Here is a 20,725-nt window from a genome sequence, read left to right as displayed (position 1 = left end):
GTGTACTCATCAACGAACAAGGAAAACAGCATGGCACTGGAACTCAAACCCGGACAGACATCGATCAAATCAAAAGCTGCCGTTGCCTGGGCGGCGGGTGAACCGCTGAAAATGGAAGAAGTGGACGTACAGTTACCGAAAGCCGGTGAGGTGCTGGTGCGCATTGTGGCGACAGGTGTGTGCCATACGGATGCTTTCACCCTGTCCGGCGATGATCCGGAAGGTATTTTCCCGGCGATTCTGGGCCATGAAGGCGGCGGTATTGTTGAAATGGTTGGCGAAGGTGTGACCAGCGTCGAAGTGGGTGATCATGTGATCCCGCTGTACACCGCGGAATGCGGCGAGTGTAAGTTCTGTACCTCGGGCAAAACCAACCTGTGCCAGGCGGTGCGTGAAACCCAGGGCAAAGGTCTGATGCCGGACGGCACCACGCGATTCTCAATCAATGGCGAGCCGATTTATCACTATATGGGCTGCTCAACGTTCTCGGAATACACAGTGCTGCCAGAGATTTCTCTGGCGAAGGTGAATAAAACCGCGCCGCTGGAAGAAGTCTGCCTGCTGGGTTGCGGTGTCACCACGGGCATGGGCGCTGTGCTCAATACGGCGAAAGTGAAATCCGGCGATACCGTGGCGATCTTCGGCCTGGGCGGTATTGGTCTGTCTGCCATCATAGGTGCACGCATGGCCGGCGCCAGCCGTATTATCGGCATTGATATCAACGAAAGTAAGTTCGCGCTGGCGCAGCAACTGGGCGCGACCGATGTGATCAACCCGCAGCATTTCGACAAGCCGATTCAGGAAGTGATTGTTGAAATGACTGACGGCGGCGTAGATTTCTCGTTCGAGTGTATCGGCAACGTGAATGTGATGCGTTCGGCGCTGGAATGCTGCCACAAGGGCTGGGGTGAGTCGGTGATTATCGGTGTGGCCGGTGCCGGGCAGGAGATCTCCACCCGTCCGTTCCAGCTGGTGACTGGTCGGGTCTGGCGCGGTTCTGCTTTTGGTGGTGTGAAAGGCCGCTCTCAATTGCCGGGCATTGTTGAACAGTATCTGGCCGGTGAGTTTGGCCTGCAGGAGTTCATCACGCATACCATGGGTCTGGATGAGATCAATGAGGCGTTTGATCTGATGCATGAAGGCAAGAGCATCCGCAGTGTTGTCCACATGGACAAATAAAGCCAAACTGAACCCAAATCAAGCATGAACCATACAGCCACAGGCTGTGTGGTTCGATTTCAAAGGATGATGTGATGACTTCTGAATCCCAAAACCTGCAGCATGTCAGCCAGAACAAAACGTTTGGCGGCTGGCTGAAACAATATACCCATGCGTCAGAATCGCTGAACTGCACCATGCGTTTCTCAGTTTTCCTGCCTTCTGCCGCCACAGCGGAGCATCCGGTGCCAGCGGTGTACTGGTTGTCGGGTTTGACGTGTACTGACGAAAATTTCTCGCAAAAAGCCGGTGCTTTTCGTGTGGCTGAATCGCTGGGGATCGCGCTGATCATGCCGGATACCAGCCCCCGCGGTGACGATGTGGCCGATGACGACAATTACGATCTGGGGCAGGGCGCAGGGTTTTATCTCAATGCGACTCAATCGCCATGGGACAAGCATTACCGCATGTATGACTATATTGTGGAAGAGCTACCGGCACTGATTGAAGCCCATTTTCCCGTCTCTAGCCTGAAGTCGATTTCAGGTCACAGTATGGGCGGTCATGGCGCCCTGACCATAGGGCTGAAAAATGCCGACAAGTATTGTTCGATATCGGCGTTCAGTCCTATCAGCCATCCTATGGTTTGCCCCTGGGGGCAAAAAGCCTTTCAGGCGTATCTGGGCAACAATAAAAAAGACTGGCGTCAGTATGATGCCTGTGAGCTGTTACGTCAGGGACAGGCTTCGCTGCCGATGCTGGTCGATCAGGGCGATGCAGACAACTTCCTGGCAGAGCAGCTGCATCCTGAGGCATTACAAGCCGCCGCCGCATTGCATGATTCCGCGCTGGAACTGCGCATGCAGCCCGGTTATGACCACAGTTACTACTTCATTGCCAGCTTCATTGAAGATCATCTGCGTTTTCATGCCCGGTATCTGCTGAGCGGCCGCAACTAAGGCCTGACAGCGCGAGCCACTGCAGGGTACGTTGAAACGTACCCTGATCAGGCGGTTTGCTATGCCTTGACTTCCTTACAAGGTAGTATTGCCCAAACGCTGCTGATACAGGCAGCGAACTTTCATTAATCAGGACGTAACTGAATGGAAAAAGTGGCCATATTTGTGGATGTGCAAAACGTGTATTACACATCCCGGCAGAGTTATCAGCGAAACTTTGACTACAACGCCTTCTGGGCCAAAGTGACCAAAGACCGGGAAGTGGTTGCTGCGTTCGCGTATGCCATTGACCGTGGTGATCGTAAGCAGCAAGAATTTCAGAACATCCTGCGGGCCATTGGTTTTGAGGTCAAACTGAAGCCTTTTATTCAGCGATCTGACGGCTCGGCAAAAGGTGACTGGGACGTTGGCATCACCATTGATGCTCTGGAGCACACAGGCATGGCCGATGTGGTGGTGCTGGTATCCGGTGATGGCGATTTTGATCTGTTGCTGAATAAACTGCGAGTCGATAAAGGCAAGCAGGTTGAGCTGTATGGTGTGCCTGATTTGACGGCAGCCTCTTTGATTAACGAAGCCAGTACATTCGTTCCCATTGATGATGCGTTGCTACTTTAGTAAACCAGGTTCACTGGTTGATGATAAAAAAACACGCCCGGTTTACAGGCGTGTTTTTTGTTTCCAGAATAATGTTCAGGGGTGATCACAGCATCAACTCTGGACGATTTTTGTATTGCTCCAGCGCCTCCGGGTTGGCCAGTGCGCCGACGTTCTTCACCGGCTGCTGGTGGACTACATTACGCACCGCCAGCTCAACCAGTTTGCCTGATTTCGTACGCGGAATATCGGTGACAGCCAGAATCACCGCAGGGACATGGCGTGGCGAACAATGTTCTTTGATGCGCTGGCGAATCCGGGCCTGCAGGGTGTCGTCGAGCTGCTGCCCTTCGGCAAGCTGGACAAAGAGCACAACACGGACGTCATTCTGCCAGTTTTGTCCGATCACTATGGAATCGGTAATCTCGTCCATCGGATTGACCTGACGGTAGATTTCCGCTGTCCCGATGCGCACACCGCCCGGATTGAGCACCGCATCGGAGCGGCCAAAGAAGACTAAGCCGCCGTGACGGGTCAGCTGAACAAAATCACCGTGATGCCAGGTGTTTGGATAAACCTCCCAGTACGCACTGTGATAGCGCTTACCGCCTTCGTCATTCCAGAAACCGACAGGCTGGTGCGGAAAGCTGTTACAGCAAACCAGCTCGCCCTGAGCGTCGATCACCGACTTTCCGTTATCATCATAAACCTGCACATCCATGCCTAACGCGCGGCCCTGACATTCGCCACGGTACACAGGGCTGATGGGGTTACCAATGGCAAAACAACCACAGATGTCGGTGCCGCCGGAGATCGACGCCAGCTGCACATCAGATTTGACAGACCGGTACACATAGTCGAACTGTTCCGGCGCCAGCACCGAGCCGGTAGAACACAGGGTTCGAAGGCTGGCCAAGCGATGAGTCTGGTTGGGCTGATAGCCCTTTTTCTCAAGCGCCTCAAGATACTTGGCTGATGTACCGAATAAGGTAACGTCTTCCTGATCGGCCATGTCCCACAGCACATTGCCATCGGGATAGAAAGGAGAACCTTCGTAGAGCACCAGCGTCGCGCCCGCCGCCAGCCCGCTGGCCATCCAGTTCCACATCATCCAGCCGCAGGTGGTGAAATAGAACAGGCGATCCCCTTTGTTCACATTGCTGTGCAGCATGTGTTCTTTGAGATGATTGAGCAAAATGCCACCGACACTGTGGACGATACATTTGGGTTTTCCTGTGGTGCCGGAAGAATAGAGTATGTAGAGCGGATGATTGAACTCAACCTGCTCAAATTGAATTGCTGATGACTGACACGTGGCCAGCGCTTCATCCCAGTACTGGTAGCGCTCAGCTAACGGCGCTGCAGCAGGCGGCGCCATGTCAGTAAATGGGATCAGCACCACTTTCTCTACGCTGTGCAGCTCCGTCAGCATGGCATTGACTTTGTCGATGCAGCTGTGGCTTTTGCCGTTATAAAAATAACCATCGGCCGCGAACAGGAGTTTCGGGCATGTCTGGCCAAAGCGCTCTACCACGCTGTCGACCCCAAAGTCCGGCGAGGTCGACGTCCAGATCGCCCCAATTGCGCTGGTGGCGAGCATGGCGATCAGCGTTTGGGGCAGGTTAGGCAGATAACCGGCCACGACATCACCGTGCGAGATGCCTTGCTGGCGCAGATACTGGCTGAGCTGTGAAACCTGATCATACAAGTTTTGCCAGCTCAGTTGCTGGCGTCGCTCTGCCTGTCCTTCACAGTGAAACACAATGGCCGCTGATTCCGGTGCCTGTTTGGCGTAGGCCAGCAGGTTTTCAGCAAAGTTCAGGCGGGCATCCGGGAACCAGAGGGTGTCTTTGGCCGGCTCTGCGCTGCCAGGGGGGCAGTCTGTCACTCTGCTGCCTTTGTCACCGATGACGCCGCAGAAGTCCCACAGTCGATCCCAGAACTGTTCACTGTGCGTGACAGACCAATGGTGAAGCTGCTGATAGTCGTGAAACAAGGTGTCTTCCTGCTCGCTCAGATCCACCATAAACTGGTACAGCAAGCTGTCATGAATACTGTCTTTGGTCGGCTGCCAGAGAATTGGCGCTTGATCTTCTTCCAGATGATGGTCTTGCATGCTCATCGTTATCGTCCTTATCGTGATGGCTTACGTCTTAATCGCAGACCTGGCGTTCTACATGTGATGTCGCCTTGATGCTTTTATTGTGGCGTATTATCCGGGTGAGCCTGTGCGAAAGACGCCAGTTTCTGGCAGGCCGCATCGATTCTGACCAGTGTCGGGTAGGGGGACAAATCAAGCTCAAACCGGCGCGCATTATAAAGCTGAGGCACCAGACAAATATCGGCCAGCGAGGGCGTGTCGCCACAGCAGAAGGTGCTCGGCTGATTTGCCTGCCTTGCCGCTACTCTGGCTTCCAGCGCAGACAAACCCTGGTGCAGCCAGTGGTGATACCAGGTGAGCTTATCTTCCTGGCTCACACCTAAGTATTGCGTTAAATAGTTGAGAATACGCAAGTTGTTCACCGGGTGAATATCACATGCAATGCTCAGAGCCAGTTCGCGGCATTGTGCTTTTTGCCAGGGATCGCGGGGCAGAAGAGCAGGCTCAGGATGGGTGTCTTCCAGCCATTCTATAATGGCCAGCGACTGGCTGAGGTGACCAAGCTCCGTATCCAGTGTCGGTACTAACTGAGACGGATTGATGGCCTGATAAGCCGGTGATTGCTGCGCTTTATCCACCAGAGACACCGGGTGGCTGGTATAGCTCAACCCTTTCAGGTTGAGCGCAATACGCACCCGGTAGGCGGCGGATGAGCGGAAATAGTCATAAAGCGTCATCCGGCCTCCTTGTTAGTCTGGCTGATGGTGGTTCAGATCGGCAGGATCGTACTGATGCTGGTATTTCACCACCGTCTGTTCAATCGCGCCAAAGATGGAGTCGCCATTGTCGTCAAACATTTCAATTTTGACTTTGTCGCCAAACTTCATGAAAGGCGTAACGGCTTGACCCTGATCGATGATTTCCAGCATCCGGCGTTCAGCCAGACAGCAGGAGCCGCTGGAGCGATCAACGTTAGAAACAGTGCCGGAGCCGATAATGGTGCCCGCGCAGATATGACGGGATTTCGCCACGTGTTGCACCAGTTCGGCGAAGTTGAACGTCATATCGACACCGGCATTGGGCTCACCGAACAGCTCATCATTCAGGTGCACGCTCAGGCGCTGATGGACTTTGTAATCATGCCAACTGTCGCCCAGTTCATCCGGTGTGACAGCCACAGGTGAGAAGGCCGAAGCCGGCTTGGACTGAAAGAAACCAAAGCCTTTGCTCAGCTCTGCTGGGATCAGATTGCGCAGCGAGACATCATTGACCAGCATCAGCAATTTGATATGGCCGTGGACTTCTTCGGTGCGTGTACCCATTGGGACATCATTGGTGATCACCGCAATTTCACCTTCAAAATCGATTCCCCAGCTTTCATCGGCCATTTCAATGTCCTGGCGCGGGCCGAGAAAACCATCGGACATACCCTGATACATCAGGGGATCGGTCCAGAAGCTTTCCGGCATTTCAGCGCCGCGTGCCTTGCGAACCAGTTCGACATGGTTGACGTACGCACTGCCGTCTGCCCATTGAAAAGCCCGCGGCAGCGGAGAGGCGCAATGTGCCGGGTTAAACGGGAACACATCTTGGGCAATGCCGTCGTTGAGGTTGCGATACAGGTGTTGCAGATCCGCCTCGACCTGATCCCAGTTATCTAAAGCAAACTGCAGCGTCGGCGCGATGTTGTGTGCATGTACGGCTTGAGTGAGATCACGTGAAACGATAATCAGTTGTCCGTCACGGCCTTGGTCTAAAGAAGCTAATTTCACGTTTTACTCCTTACTTTACAATGTAAATCTAATGCTTGTTTTTTCGCCTGTGGATCACTTACGGTTGATCCAGGAATACACATAGTCTTTGTTTTCAACACCTTCCGGCAGATCCGCGACTTCCAGCGGATATCGGGTGTCGATCATCACCGCCACTTCATCGGTTTCTTTTTTTGGCTGCGACTGACTGGCCGCCAGCGCTTTCGGATGCGGACCATGCGAGAAACCGCAAGGGTGGTGGGTGATCATGCCGGCTTCAATATTGTCGCGGCTGAAGAAGTTGCCTTTGTGGTAGAACAGCACTTCATCGTAGTCATCGTTGTTATGATAGAAAGGCACTTTCAATGCGCCCGGATCAGACTCGATCGGACGAGGTACGAAAGTACAGATGACGAAACCATTCGCGACGAATGTGGTATGTGCTGACGGCGGCAGGTGATAGCGATGGCTCATCAGCGGGCGAATATCACGCCAGTTCAGTTTGAAGACGGTCAGGTTCCCTTTCCAGCCTTGTGCATCGAGCGGGTTGTACGGGTAGGTGATGGTATTCATCTGCTCGCGGGCTTTCAGTCTGACCTGCCAGCGCTGATCATTATTTTGCTGCGCCAGAAAGGCGTCATCAATGCGCGCGTATTCCAGCACCGCCGGATCATACACGGCATGCTGACCTGCCAGGCCGCGATCCGGCATCTGATATCCGCCGTTGGTCGCTTCAATCAACAGCATAGAGACAGGTTCGTCGACCTCAATGCGCCAGCTGGTCGCGCGGGGAATGGTGATGTAGTCGCCTTCTGTGAAGGTCAGGTGGCCATAATCACAATACAGCTGGCCGCTGCCCTGATGAATGAAAAGCACTTCATCGCCATCACCATTGCGGACCAGATGGTTCATGCTTTTTGTGGTATTCCAGACTCTGAGTTTCAGCTGGTTGTTGAACAGTACCAAAGAGGCATCCCAGGGCGATTCGCCCGGCTGCTCAAGGCGGGTCGTGTCTATGGCGCGGGGGCGTAAGGGGCCTTCCCACTCCACCCAGCCCGTTGGCGGATTGCTGTGATACATGTGGCTTGCAGGGCCAAAGAAACCTTCTTTACCGCATTCACGTTCATACGTACCTTCCGGCAAGTCGCAGTGGGCCTGGCGTGAGGCTTTACCTTCTATAATCGGAAATTGAAACCAGTGACGCATCTTTGGGTCCTCATTGACGATGACAGCCTGCGTTTGTCTGCAGCGACAAACCCACTGTCCCTATCCTTGTGTGCCAGACGCCCTGGAAACTCTGATGGTCGAGTACCGGCACATCTGGCTTAACATAGTGTTAACCTTCTGCTTTAACTCTGGTTGAGAGCGACTTAACAAGCAACCCCTTAAGCAATATTCACTTTTGCAAAGTGTGCGGTTTTTTTTACATAACTGTATGTTCTTATTGATGGTCTAAGTCGGTGCTCTGCTTCGTTTTTTCAATCTGGCCTGACAGATGCTGAGCAATCAGGGGTATGTAAAATTATTGTTACACTGAATGGATTGTGCGATTCCACTCAGATGGTTCCATTGCGATCCCTAAAACGCCTACCCTTAAACGAGAAGGGACAGCTCCAGACTTTTCTGTTGTTTATTCGCAGCTCGCCAATGGTTGAGCCGGAGAAACAGACCGTTGAGCTGATGATTGCCAAGGTAAGGCAGAGAGACATAGAAGGTTGTTTTATGGGCAAAGCGACAAAGTATGTATCTAAACAGCCGGATGAAAACGGCTTTATTCACTGGTCTGACGATGAGCACCAAATCTGGCACGATCTGGTGACAAGACAACTTGGCTGCATAAAAGGCCGGGCCTGTGACGAATATATCCAAGGGCTGGAACTGCTGAATCTGCCTGTCGATCGCGTACCGCAACTGGCGGAAGTGAACAAGGTGCTGATGAAAAGCACAGGCTGGCAGTGCGTTGAAGTGCCGGCGCTGATTAATTTCGACCGCTTCTTCAAACTGCTGGCAAATAAACAGTTTCCGGTCGCCACATTCCTGCGTAGTCGTGAAGAATTTGATTACCTGCAGGAACCTGACTTTTTCCATGAAGTGTTCGGTCACTGCGCCATGCTGACCCATCCGGCCTTTGCAGAATTTACCCATACCTACGGCCGTTTAGGCTTTGCTGCGTCCAAGGAAGAGCGGGTCTATCTTGCGCGTTTGTACTGGTTCACTGTCGAGTTTGGTCTGATGCGTCAGCACGGTGAGCGCCGGATTTACGGTGGCGGTATTCTGTCTTCACCGGGCGAAACCGAATATGCGATGACCAGCGATAAACCGATTTACAAAGTGTTTGATCCTGTTGATGTGTTACGCACACCGTATCGTATTGACATCATGCAACCGATTTATTTTGAGATTGATGGTATACAGCAACTGTTTGAGCTGGCACATCAAGACATCATGAGCATGGTTCATCAGGCCCAGTCATTGGGTTTGCATGCACCTTTATACCCACCGAAGAACAAGGAGCAAGTTGGGGAATATGTCTGATTTAACTGAATTGAAGTGTGAAGCCTGTCAAATTGACGCCCCTATGGTGACAGACCATGAAATGGTTGCGCTGACAAAAGCGATTCCAGAGTGGGAGGTGCTCAATGTTGCAGGTATCAAGCAACTGGAAAGGGCGTACAAGTTTAAGAATTTTAAGCTGGCCTGGGCGTTTGCCAATCAGGTGGCAGAGATGGCCGAAGAAGAATTCCATCACCCCACCATCACGCTTGAGTGGGGTAAAGTGACGGTAAACTGGTGGAGCCATTCCATTAAAGGGCTGCATAAAAACGACTTTATCTGTGCCGCGAAAACAGATCGTCTGTTTGAAAATTAAACACTTTATTGATTGCCAAAACACGTCAGTGAGTAAAGAATAACTGTTAAGCGCTGGATTACCGGCGCTTTTTTTGTTTGCTGTTACTGGTTGTGCGGTTTTAGTGTGTCAGGATAATTGACACTGTATCGTGCTGAATCTTGGTCCGACGTTGTCAGTGTGCCGATTCAGCAGGCATCCCGGGCCAGACTGCGCGAATGGAAAGTCTTGCTGCCTCTCTGATGGTCTTTCCGGATTCGTGTTTTGCATTTCGCCTTGCAAAATGCGATGCAAGTCACAAAAATTTACAGCTCATATCCGAAACAGGCTCGTCTCCCCGTAACAATTACCCGGCACTTTATTTGCATGATAAAGATCACATTCTTGTCGTGGTTGTGCGATTTGACAGGAAGTGGAATAGCTGTAAAGCAATGTGGCGTATCACGGGTCGGTATGATCCGGACAATAACAGAAATGGGGGCGGCGCTATGTATGACGCAGAGATGAAGCTGAACCATCAGATTGTACAGTTTCTGGAGTATAAGCTTCAGACACTTCACGAAAATATCCGCGAAAATATCACTGAACCACCTGAACTTTATACGGCTATGCTAGCGGTGCTCACGCAATATATGGCCGGCCTGAAGTCTATCACCTGTTTGCTCAATCATGGCTTTGTGCCGCAAACGCGGGGGATTTTTCAAACCCTGGGTGAAGACTATGAAGACATTATCTTTCTCAGCCTGCCCGCCTTGCATGGCACCATGACCCATCTGCATCATGCCTATCTCAAGCGTGTGGCCGGTGAAGAAGACTACGGTTATTACAGCCCGGTGTCGCGGTGTGAAATCAGAAACCAAATCCGGGAAGCGAATGGCATCAATCACAATGTTTTTCAGCTTTACCCGAAGCGGCAGGCGCTGCAGGTTCTGCGTCCGTTAGGCGACAAACCCTGTTCTGCCAATCTGGCCATAGAGTTACATCGACACTTTGCCTATAAAGCCGTGCTGCTGACGGTACTGACGGCCAAAGTGGCTGATGAACAAGAAGTGATGCGCGAATGCCTGAATTATCGTGCACACCTTGAGATGGTGGATCCAGAGGCTGTGGTGATGCCTCAACCTAAATCTCAGCCGCGTCCGCAGACGGCGCCAGCACCAATCGCGAATGATATATCTTATGCGGCAATAAGATAACTGACACAGCTACTGCGCTGTACCCAAACACAAGGCAAGTGTGATAACGTCATGTGATGTAAGGAGCCATTGCGATTGCAATGGCTTTATCGGTTAAATGGACGAATGACAGGCATTGGGAACAGCATGGCAGAAAAGAAAGCATTAGATACTAAAATCATCACCGCCGGCCGCTCGAAAAAGTGGACTCAGCAATTAGTGAACCCCCCGGTCAGCCGCGCTTCTACCATAGTGTTTGATTCAGTCGCAGAGATGAAGCACGCCACCGCCAACCGGGCGAACAAAGCGCTTTTTTACGGCCGCCGCGGCACCAACACGCATTTTGCCTTTCAGGATGCCATGGTTGAACTGGAGGGTGGTGTGGGCTGCGCGTTATACCCTTGCGGTACTGCTGCGATTTCTAATGCCATTCTGTCATTTGTAAAAACGGGCGATCATGTTCTGATGGTCGATGGCGCTTATGAGCCAACGCGGGATTTTTGCGACAAAGTGCTTGCGAAAATGGGGGTCGAAACCACCTATTATGATCCTATGATTGGCGAAGGAATCCGGGATTTAATTCGTCCGAATACTACCGTTCTGTTTCTGGAATCACCTTGCTCCATTACCATGGAAGTGCAGGATGTCCCCACGCTGGCGCGTATCGCCCATGAGCACGATATTGTTGTTATGCTGGATAATACCTGGGCTTCGCCTATCAATTTTCAGCCGTTTGAACATGGTGTTGATATCTCCATTCAGGCCGCGACCAAGTATATCGTCGGGCATTCGGATGTGATGTTAGGCACAGCAACGGCCAATGAACGTTGCTGGGATCAGTTACGTGAACACAGTTATCTGATGGGACAGTGTACCTCTCCTGATGACGTGTATCTGGCGATGCGGGGACTGCGTACCTTGGGCGTGCGTCTGCGTCAGCATCAGGAGAGCAGCCTGAAAGTGGCCCGTTGGCTGGCTGAACGACCAGAAGTAGACCATGTTCGCCATCCGGCCCTGCCGAGTTGTGAAGGGCATGAGTTTTATCTTCGGGACTTTAAAGGGTGTAACGGATTATTTTCCGTTGTGCTGAACCGGGGTAATACGGAAGCGCTGACAGCATTGCTGGATGGCATGGAGCATTTCAGTATGGGCTATTCCTGGGGAGGATTCGAAAGCCTGATCCTGGCCAGTGAAGATGTCAATAAACTGCGTACTGCGAAGAAAAAAGCCTTTGCGGGCCCGATTTTACGCCTTCATATCGGATTAGAAGATTGCGATGATCTTATTCGGGATCTGGAAAAAGGATTCGACAGGCTGAACGCGGCTCTGACGGCAGAGTAAGATTCCTCACTTTCATGATGACAGGCCACTTGATGTGGCCTTTTTTGTCTCTGGCTGTTGATAAATACCGAACACATTTTAGGTAAGTTTCTGAAATAGGCTAGAATTTAGTCATATGACCTGTTTGGGTCACTTGTGGCTGAACGAAAAGGAGAAAGGCCATGAAAAAATTATCTCTACTATTGTTAGGGACATGGGTATTGGCAGGTTGTACCAGCATGGATTCGGAATACGGTGTGGGTGAGTACACACTATTCCCTAAGGCTTATGTTAATGAAGACCCTTATGACAGCATTTATCACTTTGGATTTAACCAGGGCTGTGAAAGTGCATTAAGTCTGAAAGGTGTGGTGGATACTGAATATATGAAAGATATTGCTCTGAATAATTCAGATACCCGCTATAACGAAGGTTGGGATGACGGTAAAACGGCGTGTGACGATGGTCAGCGACGACTCATGGAAAGTAGCCACATACTGGCTGGTGAACCTAAAGTGGCGGAGGAAAATACATATTAACTTTATGTGACGGAAAACAGGCGACATTACTCGGATTGTTTCCTGTCACAGGAGAGTAAAGTCATGATTTATATTCATTGTTGCCGCCACTCACGGTTAGTAATAAATTTATTAGCTAAGTTTTTTGTTTGAGTGAAATATATATCTTACTGTTTGGTTAGATATGGGGCAAAAAAACAGACCTTTCGGTCTGTTTTAGAACGCATCGGGAATAATGTGGATAAGAAATAAACCTAGCCCAAGTTCTTCTTTTTGTTTTTCCACAATTCTGGTGCGTTTATGCCGCTAAGGATTTACCCATTGAATGGACTTGTCCTTGGTGGAACAGCACCGGCACAACAATGTGTACTTCAGTCAGAATTAAGTAACTGTTGTGTTCTGCTGGTGTATGCAGCTCTACAACGACTTGTAAATTCTGATCAATTGCTTTCTGAAGCGCTCTTGTTGTGGATGTTTTTCCTTTTCCGGCAAATGGACTAAATTTTCCATTTCGGGCATACACCCAAATGGTGAAAGAGTGTTCGTCTCTTTCAAGTTGCTCGATGAAATCAACGATGTGTTTCATTTCCAGTCCTTATTGTCGAGTCAATATCTGAATATTGACGCGACTATTATGAAATACCCGCAATGAAATTCAAATTCTTTGATGGGATTTATTTAATATTGTGACTTAAGCGATATTTTTGTGAAATTTTGTTGCCCTATTTTGTCATAGGCATAGAAAATGATATGTACAGTGTTTCTTATTAAGTGTTCTTTATACGTATCTTGCTAAGAAATATCGTTTTTATTGATTTTTTAATAAAACCATAATATCGAATAAAGAATGAGATACTTGAATGTAAAACGGTTATATTTCCAGTTGTTGTTTTAATCACATGTTTATTTTTATTGCTAAAAGGTATATTTGATGATCGGGGAATCGAACGTATGTGCATGGGCTATGCATCAGCCTCTTGAGCGGGAATACCATGATGCAGAATGGGGCCAGGTTGTAACAGATGACAGAATCTTGTTTGAATTCATCACCTTGGAAGGTGCTCAGGCCGGTTTAAGCTGGTATGCCATATTAAAACGTCGTGAGGCATACCGGCAGGCTTTTGCCGATTTTGACATTAAGCGCTTAGCGGAATGGGGCGATGAAGAAGCGGAAGCGATTCTTACCGGGTTTGACATTATTAAGCACAGGGGCAAGGTTAATTCTGTCTTTACCAATGCAAACGCCGCGCTGGCGTTACAAAAAGAGTTCGGCAGTTTGTCGGCGGCATTGTGGCAGTTCGTGGATGGCGTGCCTATCAATAATCGCTGGGAGAGCAGTGATCAGGTGCCTGCGAGTAGTGAGGAATCAAAAGCCATGAGCAAGTTCCTCAAAAAGCGAGGCTTTAAGTTTGTCGGTGAAACCATTTGTTATGCTTTCATGCAAGCGGTAGGTATGGTGAATGATCATCTGGTTGACTGCTATTGTTACGAGCGCGCCGTCATGAGCCAGGGGGCAGCAGCCAACAGCAATAGCAAGTAAAACAAGCATGCAGTGCGTCTTTTTATTCTCAACATCATTGAAAAGACAGAAAAGACAGAAAAGACAGAAAAGACAGAAAAGACAGAAAAGACAAAAAAGTGGTTGTGCGGAGTCAGTAGCAGGAATGAGTATGTCAGAGTCATCAGACCAGCATCATATCAAGGGAAAAACCATTCGCACCGTGACCCTGGTGGGCGCGATTCTGAATGTTTTTCTGGCGGTATTAAAGATTGGAATAGGTAAGGTTGCGGGCAGTCAGGCACTCATAGCAGATGGTGTACACAGCTTCTCTGATTTAATGACAGATGCTGTCATTTTGCTGGGCTCCCGATACTGGATGGCACCCGCAGACAGCGGCCATCCCTACGGCCATGGCAAATTTGAAACCCTGGCGAATGTTTTTATCGGGTTGATGCTGGCACTGGTCGGAATTGGTATTGGCTGGGACTCGATTGAAACGCTCAGCGACACACCTCCGCCAGCGCCTGGAATGCTGGCATTTTATGCTGCTGTCGCTGCGATTGTGATTAAAGAACTGCTGTACCGCTGGACAATGCATGAAGCAAAGCAGATCCATAGTGCGGTTTTAAGGGCAAATGCCTGGCATCATCGCAGTGATGCGCTCAGCTCTGTGCCTGTTGCTGTCGCAGTGATTACCAATGCCATTTTTCCTTCGCTGAAATATCTGGACCAAATTGCGGCATTACTGGTGACGGGTATGATTCTGAAAGCGGCATTCGAGATCATCTTGCCTGCTTTTAATGAACTGACCGATGCCCGTGGCAGCGAGGATGTGGAACAACGCTTGGTACACATGGCTGAAGAAGACAAAGACATTCGTGAAATCCACGCGATCCGCAGCCGCCAGACGGGGGGAAGCTTGTTACTGGATTGCCATATTCTGGTGGATCCTGAGATGTCGATTGAAAATGCCCATGCGATAAGCGAGCGGTTTAAACAGAACATTATCACCCAGATGGACAATGTCATCGATGTGGTGATCCATATTGAACCTTATACCTGTGAAGAGAGGCTGGTGAACCCGTGCTCGCTGGACGAACAGCTTCATCAGCAGAAGAAGAAACCAAATCGCTGAGGGCGCAGCTCATTAAGCCTTTTGGTACTTTTTTATCTTCCCGTCTCATTTGTGATTCTCTTTTATTGCCGTGATCTCACTAGGCTTAAAATGAAAATACCGAATATGTGTGTCATCTAACCGACTGTATATTTGGTTTTTTTTGAACCTTCACGGCTGGTCGGTAGCAGACTGGCTCATGAGAGACCGGGGGATGTATGCCGCTCATTCGTATCAAATCATTACCCTTCGCGGGCGATGTTGAAGTAAACGTTGCCTTGGGAATTTTATCCCAGGCCATTGCCGACGCCACTTTGATTCCCCAGCAGCACATTATGATTGTGTGGGAGTACATACCTGCGGGCCATTTCGTGCATGGCGGACAACTGGCGAATCAGCAACCATCAAATTCGCATCCTGTTCTTGTTGATATGGTTGCACCCAATTTCAACACCGAAGCGCAAATTGCAGCCATGCTGGAACTGATAGCCAGCAGCCTGTCACATACCTTGCCGATTGCGCAGAACAACATTTTCATCAACTACACCCCGGCTTACAGTGATGGTGTGTATGACGATGGCCATGTGGTGGAATGGGAAAACTAACGACAGCCGTGCGATCGCTCAGGTGCCTGTGACGGACTGGCAAAACATTTTTTTGTAATGCCATGAAACGCAGGTAATTCGTGTGTAGAATGGGCTGATTTTTTATTAAAGTGAGCCGATCATGCTGCATATGATTTCTGCGTTGCCACCTATGCTGGCATTATTTATGGCGATTGTCTGTGAGGTGATCGCAACCTCTATGCTGCCTAAAACGCAGCAATTTACTCAACTTGTGCCCACCTTAGTTGTGTTAACTGGCTATGGTGCTGCATTCTTTTTGCTTTCTGTGACGGTAAAAGTCGTTCCCATTGGTGTGGCCTATGCCATTTGGTGTGGTGCCGGAATTGTCCTGGTCGCCCTGATCAGCTGGTTGTGGTACGGACAAAAACTGGATCTGTATGCCTTGATCGGCATTGCATTTATCATGGCCGGCACACTCATCATCAATGTATTTTCCAAGTCCTTAGCGCACTGATAGTCCGGTATTGCGTGGCATTTGTTGCTCAGTGGTATCAATCTGCATGGCTGTCCGGGCTGATAAACCTGATCAGTCACACAAAATCAAAAGAAAGAATAAGAAAAATATCGCACTTTTCACCAGTGGAAAGTGCGTAATTATGTATTCGATATGCAGTCGCCTGAAGCCGTTTTTTCCTGCTCCAGCAAGACGGCTTGTGGTTGAATGCTGTCCTGCCACAGACAGTCTATGCTTGTAAAACAATGAACGGCAGACCACAGAGTTTTGCGTCATCTTTGTGCATGGTTCGAGTGAAAACAGTTGCCCTTTAAGGGGCACAGCTCAGAGAGGGGGAAGTTGAGCCGGGCAAGAGACAGCATGCCCTGTTTTACCTGAACCCATTTCGTTGTCATCAGAAAAGCACCTGCAAAGCACTGGCATGGCAGTTGTCTATGCCGCTCCCATTCTTCGGAGCTTACACTGAGTGAAATAGCATTAAGGCGATGAATAGCCATGCTGCAAATTGGTGATAATATCTAATTTATAACATTTGGTTAGACATTTATCTGGATCTTGTTGCTAATGTAAAAGCTTTGTTATCTTTAGCCCGAGATAAACTGAGATGGAAAGTCTATGAAAGCACGTGAAGCGAATTTTGACGGATTGGTAGGGCCTACGCACAACTACAGTGGTCTGTCGTATGGTAATGTTGCGTCTGCCAAAAATCAGGCGGCGCCATCTAATCCGAAACAAGCTGCCAAGCAAGGCCTGGACAAAATGAAGGCCCTGGCCGACATGGGTATGTTGCAGGGTGTGCTGGCACCGCAAGAGCGTCCAGACGTCCACACTCTGCGCCGCCTGGGTTTCACAGGCAGCGACAAATCAATTATTGAACAGGCTGCGAAACAAGCGCCTAAAGTGCTGGCTGCGTGTTGTTCGGCGTCCAGCATGTGGACTGCGAATGCAGCCACTGTGTCGCCATCGGCGGATACTGCTGACGGCAAGATCCATTTCACACCGGCAAACCTGACCAATAAGTTCCACCGCTCGATTGAACATGAAGTGACCGGCCGTATTTTGCGCAGTACTTTTGCCGACCCTGAATACTTTTCTCACCATTCGGCACTGCCAGCGGTAGAACATTTTGGTGATGAAGGCGCAGCGAACCATACGCGTTTCTGTAACGAATACGGTGAGCACGGCGTTGAGTTTTTCGTCTTTGGCCGTCACGCTTTCGATACCCGTCACCCGGCGCCTAAAGTGTTCCCGGCCCGCCATACGTTTGAAGCGTGCGAAGCGGTTGCCCGTTTGCATCAGCTGGATCCGGCTAAAGTGGTGATAGCGCAGCAAAACCCGGATGTGATCGACCAGGGTGTCTTCCACAACGATGTGATCGCAGTAGGTAACAAGAATATCCTGTTCTGCCACCAGCAGGCATTTTTGGATCAGCAGGGCACTTACCGCTCTCTGAAAGAGAAAATGGGCGAAGGCTTCAACATTATTGAAGTCCCTACCAGCGCTGTGTCTGTTGATGACGCTGTAACCAGTTACCTGTTTAACTCTCAGCTGATCGAAACGCCTAACGGCGAAACTCTGCTGGTTCTGCCGGAAGAATGCCGTAAAAACGAGAATGTCTGGCGGTATGTTGAGCAGCTGATGGCAGACCAACGCGGTATTGATCAGGTAAAAGTGTTCGACCTGAAACAAAGTATGGCCAACGGCGGCGGCCCTGCGTGCTTGCGTCTGCGTGTTGTGCTTAATGAGCAGGAAGTGCGTGCAGTGAATCCTTCAACCCTGATGAATGATGGCTTATACGGCAGCCTGACTCAGTGGGTTGATAAGCATTATCGTGACCAGATGGTTGAGGCTGATCTGGCGGATCCACAGCTGCTGGATGAATCCCGTGCTGCACTGGATGAACTGACCCAGATTCTGTCTCTGGGATCGGTATACCCGTTCCAGCGCTAAGCTTCTGTTACAGCTTTTCTCCAAGCTAAAGCGGTAAGCCATTAAGGCTGCCGCTTTTTTCTTTTTTATCATTCGCTTAAATCTGACACCATCAGCTGTGTATCCCTCTATACTTGTCAGACAGAGTGATACCATGCCGACTATTCTCCTGGCCATTCTTCGCCATGGCGATGCCCGTTTTTTGATGCCGGGACGGTATGAAATTCGCACAGTCAGCTAACATCAAAAGCAGTTAAAATGCGAATAACTATCATTTGTGATATTTTGTTTTCAGACCCTGCAATTAGGAAGACAGAGAATGAAAGAGTTGATAACACGCTGGTTAAAAAGAGATCCCGATCCTGCCACCCGGGACGAGCTACAGAACCTGATTGATGCCGGTAATGAACAGGAACTGACCGAGCGTTTCTCTGGTCGTCTCGCGTTTGGTACCGCGGGGTTAAGGGGCATAGTGGGTGCAGGCCCCAACCGGATGAACAGGTTGGTTATTCAGGAAACGGCGACCGGGCTGGGGCAGTATTTACAGCAAACTGTGCCTCAGGCGACCCAGCAAGGCGTTGTTATTGGCTATGATGGCCGGCCAGATTCAAAAACCTTTGCCCATGATGCCGCATCGGTATTAACGGCACAGGGCATCAAGGTTTACCTGACGGTCACGGTCGCGCCAACCCCGCTGGTGGCTTACGGTGTCACAGCCTTAAAGGCGGCCGCAGGTATTGTTGTGACAGCCAGCCATAACCCGCCGGCTTACAACGGGTTTAAAGTGTACTGGGGCAATGGGGCGCAGATTATTACCCCTCACGATAAAGGTATTGCTGCCGCCATAGATAAAGCAGCGATTCAGCCACTTGATCTGATGGATCTCAATGAAGCCCAGAGTCAGGGCTTACTGGTTTGGCTGGATGATGAGTTTTATAACGATTACAGAGCATCGATTAAACAAAGTGCATTACTACAAAATCATGCCAAACCCGATGCGGTCAGTATTGCTTACACTGCGATGCATGGTGTGGGCGCACAAATGGCAGAAACGCTGCTGGCCGACGCCGGATTTACCCACGTATACAGTGTCGCCGCTCAGCGAGAGCCGGACGGGACGTTCCCGACGGTAAATTTTCCTAACCCTGAAGAGCCGGGCGCCATGGATCTGGTTATCGCGGAAGCGGAGAAACATCAAGCGACTCTGGCATGTGCTAACGACCCGGATGCCGACCGTTTTGCGGTGGCGGTTCGCACCCCTGAAGGCCAGTATAAAATGCTGACCGGCGATCAGGTTGGTGTCTTGCTGGGGCATTACTTGCTGACCAGAGCGAATCCTGAAACCAGCCTTGTCGGCACCACGATTGTCTCTTCCAGCCTGCTGCAAAAAGTGGCGTCGCGTGTCGGTGCTGATTACTACCAGACACTCACTGGTTTCAAATGGCTGACCAATATTGCGATGGAGAAGCAGCGTGAAGACAGCTGTTTCTTGTTTGCGTATGAAGAAGCGCTCGGTTATACCGTGGGCAATATGGTGTGGGATAAAGACGGTTTATCCGCCATGCTGGCGTTTGCACAAATGACGGCGGAGCTGACTTCACAAGGGCGCACCGTGTGGGATCAGCTGGAAGCCATCTATCGCGAACACGGCCTGTATGTCAATTCACAGGTCAGTATTGCGCTGTCACCGAACTCTCCGCCTATCGGCGACACCCTGCGTCAGCAACCGCCTGAGGAAATTGCCGGGCGGAAAGTTGTGCGTATCGATGATCTGAAATCCTCCACACGCTACAAGGCTGATGGTTCAGTCGAGACGATCGATCTGCCCGCCAGTGATGTGTTGATTTATTTCCTGGAAGATGATTCCAGAGTGGTCGTCCGCCCTTCAGGAACAGAACCTAAACTGAAATGCTACTACGAGGTGGTTGAGGTCATTGATCAGATCGACACCCTGGAGCATGCCTATCAGCGCGCTCAAAGCAGTATGGACGAACTGGTGCAACGTCATCAGAACAGTTTGACGGGCCTGACCGACAGGTAATTATTTGTCGCTGTCTGAACAGAAAAACGCCAGTTCTGTCGCTGGCGTTTTTTTGTTGATAACCGTTGCCATATACGATGCGGTGCTGGTTGCTGCTTTCGTGAAAATGGCTGGCCGGGCAGGTTATGAGTCAGAGCCAGACGCGTGACCGCTCAGACTGGCATAACGGTGCAGCAGCTCTGTCAGCGACTGAATCCAGCCGAAGGTGTCTGACGGGGCGTTTTTCAGCAGCTTCTCTACTTCCTGGCAATGTTGCTCCAGGGTGACGACTTCCTCCATCTGGAAAGCCATAGCATAAAAGTGCCACAGCAGCAGCCGTGTCATTCTCTCGGTATTTTGTTTTGCCTGCTCAGAGCCGGAAAAGGCGGAAGAGACTTCCCCTAAAGCAATCGCCGACATTCTGAGCATGGCGTCAAACTGGGCTGCACGCAGGCGATCCGCTGTTTGGGTTTCCTCCGGCTCAAAGCTGAACAACTCTTCCATAACATCCTCAGGGACCATACGGCTGAGGATACGCTGACTGAACTCTTCCAGTTCGTGGCGGGGCATAGTGAGCAGACAGTTTAATGTGTAATCCCGTTGCATTGCTCTCTTTCTCCGGTAAGGCTGCAATTTCGAATGGCCCGTATTTTG

20 protein-coding genes are annotated in these 20,725 nt (G+C 50.4%); 14 read left to right on the top strand and 6 right to left on the bottom strand.

What is annotated here, in order from left to right; all coding sequences use genetic code 11:
• Positions 1–30: 30 nt before the first annotated feature.
• The 3 genes from P0Y67_RS06255 to P0Y67_RS06245 all read left to right on the top strand — a co-directional run bounded on the left by P0Y67_RS06255 (position 31) and on the right by P0Y67_RS06245 (position 2,735).
• Complete coding sequence (locus P0Y67_RS06255) at positions 31–1,179, top strand: S-(hydroxymethyl)glutathione dehydrogenase/class III alcohol dehydrogenase (RefSeq protein WP_342391169.1); 1,149 nt, start codon at positions 31–33, stop codon at positions 1,177–1,179.
• Positions 1,180–1,253: 74 nt separating this feature from the next.
• Positions 1,254–2,117 (top strand): S-formylglutathione hydrolase, encoded by an 864-nt coding sequence (fghA, locus tag P0Y67_RS06250; RefSeq protein ID WP_342391168.1) that lies wholly within the window; start codon positions 1,254–1,256, stop codon positions 2,115–2,117.
• A 144-nt stretch (positions 2,118–2,261) separates the two neighbouring features.
• Positions 2,262–2,735, top strand: a complete 474-nt coding sequence (locus P0Y67_RS06245; protein WP_027254201.1) for an NYN domain-containing protein — start codon at positions 2,262–2,264, stop codon at positions 2,733–2,735.
• 85 nt (positions 2,736–2,820) lie between these two features.
• On the opposite strand, the gene P0Y67_RS06240 is transcribed toward P0Y67_RS06245, so the two are convergent.
• The 4 genes from P0Y67_RS06240 to P0Y67_RS06225 form a co-directional block, all read right to left on the bottom strand.
• The gene (locus P0Y67_RS06240) at positions 2,821–4,836 is read right to left on the bottom strand and encodes an acetoacetate--CoA ligase (RefSeq protein ID WP_342391167.1); all 2,016 of its coding nucleotides are present in this window, start codon (positions 4,834–4,836) and stop codon (positions 2,821–2,823) included.
• Between the two features lie 77 nt (positions 4,837–4,913).
• On the bottom strand, positions 4,914–5,552 hold the full coding sequence (gene maiA, locus P0Y67_RS06235) for a maleylacetoacetate isomerase (RefSeq protein WP_342391166.1): 639 nt from the start codon (positions 5,550–5,552) through the stop codon (positions 4,914–4,916).
• A 12-nt stretch (positions 5,553–5,564) separates the two neighbouring features.
• Entirely contained in the window at positions 5,565–6,587 is a 1,023-nt protein-coding gene (locus P0Y67_RS06230; protein ID WP_342391165.1) for a fumarylacetoacetate hydrolase family protein, read from the bottom strand.
• 54 nt (positions 6,588–6,641) lie between these two features.
• Positions 6,642–7,772 carry a homogentisate 1,2-dioxygenase gene (locus P0Y67_RS06225; protein ID WP_161458566.1) on the bottom strand — a complete coding sequence of 377 codons (1,131 nt, stop codon included), beginning with the start codon at positions 7,770–7,772 and terminating at the stop codon, positions 6,642–6,644.
• A gap of 516 nt (positions 7,773–8,288) precedes the next feature.
• Here P0Y67_RS06225 and phhA point away from each other — a divergent pair.
• The 5 genes from phhA to P0Y67_RS06200 all read left to right on the top strand — a co-directional run bounded on the left by phhA (position 8,289) and on the right by P0Y67_RS06200 (position 12,448).
• Entirely contained in the window at positions 8,289–9,101 is an 813-nt protein-coding gene (phhA, locus tag P0Y67_RS06220) for a phenylalanine 4-monooxygenase (RefSeq protein WP_342391223.1), read from the top strand.
• Complete coding sequence (locus P0Y67_RS06215; protein WP_342391164.1) at positions 9,094–9,435, top strand: 4a-hydroxytetrahydrobiopterin dehydratase; 342 nt, start codon at positions 9,094–9,096, stop codon at positions 9,433–9,435. Before phhA ends, P0Y67_RS06215 begins: the two co-directional genes overlap by 8 nt.
• Before the next feature lie 467 nt (positions 9,436–9,902).
• Positions 9,903–10,610, top strand: a complete 708-nt coding sequence (locus P0Y67_RS06210; RefSeq protein WP_342391163.1) for a hypothetical protein — start codon at positions 9,903–9,905, stop codon at positions 10,608–10,610.
• A gap of 126 nt (positions 10,611–10,736) precedes the next feature.
• Positions 10,737–11,930 (top strand): cystathionine beta-lyase, encoded by a 1,194-nt coding sequence (locus tag P0Y67_RS06205; protein WP_342391162.1) that lies wholly within the window; start codon positions 10,737–10,739, stop codon positions 11,928–11,930.
• A gap of 161 nt (positions 11,931–12,091) precedes the next feature.
• The gene (locus P0Y67_RS06200; RefSeq protein WP_342391161.1) at positions 12,092–12,448 is read left to right on the top strand and encodes a hypothetical protein; all 357 of its coding nucleotides are present in this window, start codon (positions 12,092–12,094) and stop codon (positions 12,446–12,448) included.
• 277 nt (positions 12,449–12,725) lie between these two features.
• On the opposite strand, the gene P0Y67_RS06195 is transcribed toward P0Y67_RS06200, so the two are convergent.
• Positions 12,726–13,013: a hypothetical protein gene (locus P0Y67_RS06195; RefSeq protein WP_342391160.1), complete on the bottom strand. Its 288-nt coding sequence runs from the start codon at positions 13,011–13,013 to the stop codon at positions 12,726–12,728.
• A gap of 378 nt (positions 13,014–13,391) precedes the next feature.
• Between P0Y67_RS06195 and P0Y67_RS06190 the strand changes: the two genes are divergently transcribed.
• From P0Y67_RS06190 to P0Y67_RS06165, 6 genes are all read left to right on the top strand, one after another.
• Positions 13,392–13,967 carry a DNA-3-methyladenine glycosylase I gene (locus P0Y67_RS06190; RefSeq protein WP_342391159.1) on the top strand — a complete coding sequence of 192 codons (576 nt, stop codon included), beginning with the start codon at positions 13,392–13,394 and terminating at the stop codon, positions 13,965–13,967.
• A 130-nt stretch (positions 13,968–14,097) separates the two neighbouring features.
• The gene (locus P0Y67_RS06185; protein ID WP_342391158.1) at positions 14,098–15,063 is read left to right on the top strand and encodes a cation diffusion facilitator family transporter; all 966 of its coding nucleotides are present in this window, start codon (positions 14,098–14,100) and stop codon (positions 15,061–15,063) included.
• 197 nt (positions 15,064–15,260) lie between these two features.
• Entirely contained in the window at positions 15,261–15,647 is a 387-nt protein-coding gene (locus P0Y67_RS06180; RefSeq protein WP_337111320.1) for a hypothetical protein, read from the top strand.
• A gap of 130 nt (positions 15,648–15,777) precedes the next feature.
• A complete protein-coding gene (locus P0Y67_RS06175; RefSeq protein WP_337112048.1) occupies positions 15,778–16,122 on the top strand; it encodes a DMT family transporter in 345 nt (114 codons plus the stop codon).
• 615 nt (positions 16,123–16,737) lie between these two features.
• On the top strand, positions 16,738–18,072 hold the full coding sequence (gene astB / locus P0Y67_RS06170; protein WP_342391157.1) for an N-succinylarginine dihydrolase: 1,335 nt from the start codon (positions 16,738–16,740) through the stop codon (positions 18,070–18,072).
• 298 nt (positions 18,073–18,370) lie between these two features.
• Positions 18,371–20,092, top strand: a complete 1,722-nt coding sequence (locus P0Y67_RS06165) for a phospho-sugar mutase (protein ID WP_342391156.1) — start codon at positions 18,371–18,373, stop codon at positions 20,090–20,092.
• A gap of 123 nt (positions 20,093–20,215) precedes the next feature.
• On the opposite strand, the gene P0Y67_RS06160 is transcribed toward P0Y67_RS06165, so the two are convergent.
• Positions 20,216–20,677 carry an exoribonuclease R gene (locus tag P0Y67_RS06160; protein WP_342391155.1) on the bottom strand — a complete coding sequence of 154 codons (462 nt, stop codon included), beginning with the start codon at positions 20,675–20,677 and terminating at the stop codon, positions 20,216–20,218.
• Between the last annotated feature and the right edge of the window lie 48 nt (positions 20,678–20,725).

It is taken from the genome of Photobacterium sp. SP02 (genome assembly GCF_038519165.1).
Lineage (GTDB): Bacteria > Pseudomonadota > Gammaproteobacteria > Enterobacterales > Vibrionaceae > Photobacterium > Photobacterium halotolerans.
Note: the sequence above shows the minus strand (reverse complement) of the source record. Positions and strands in the feature narration are given on the sequence as shown.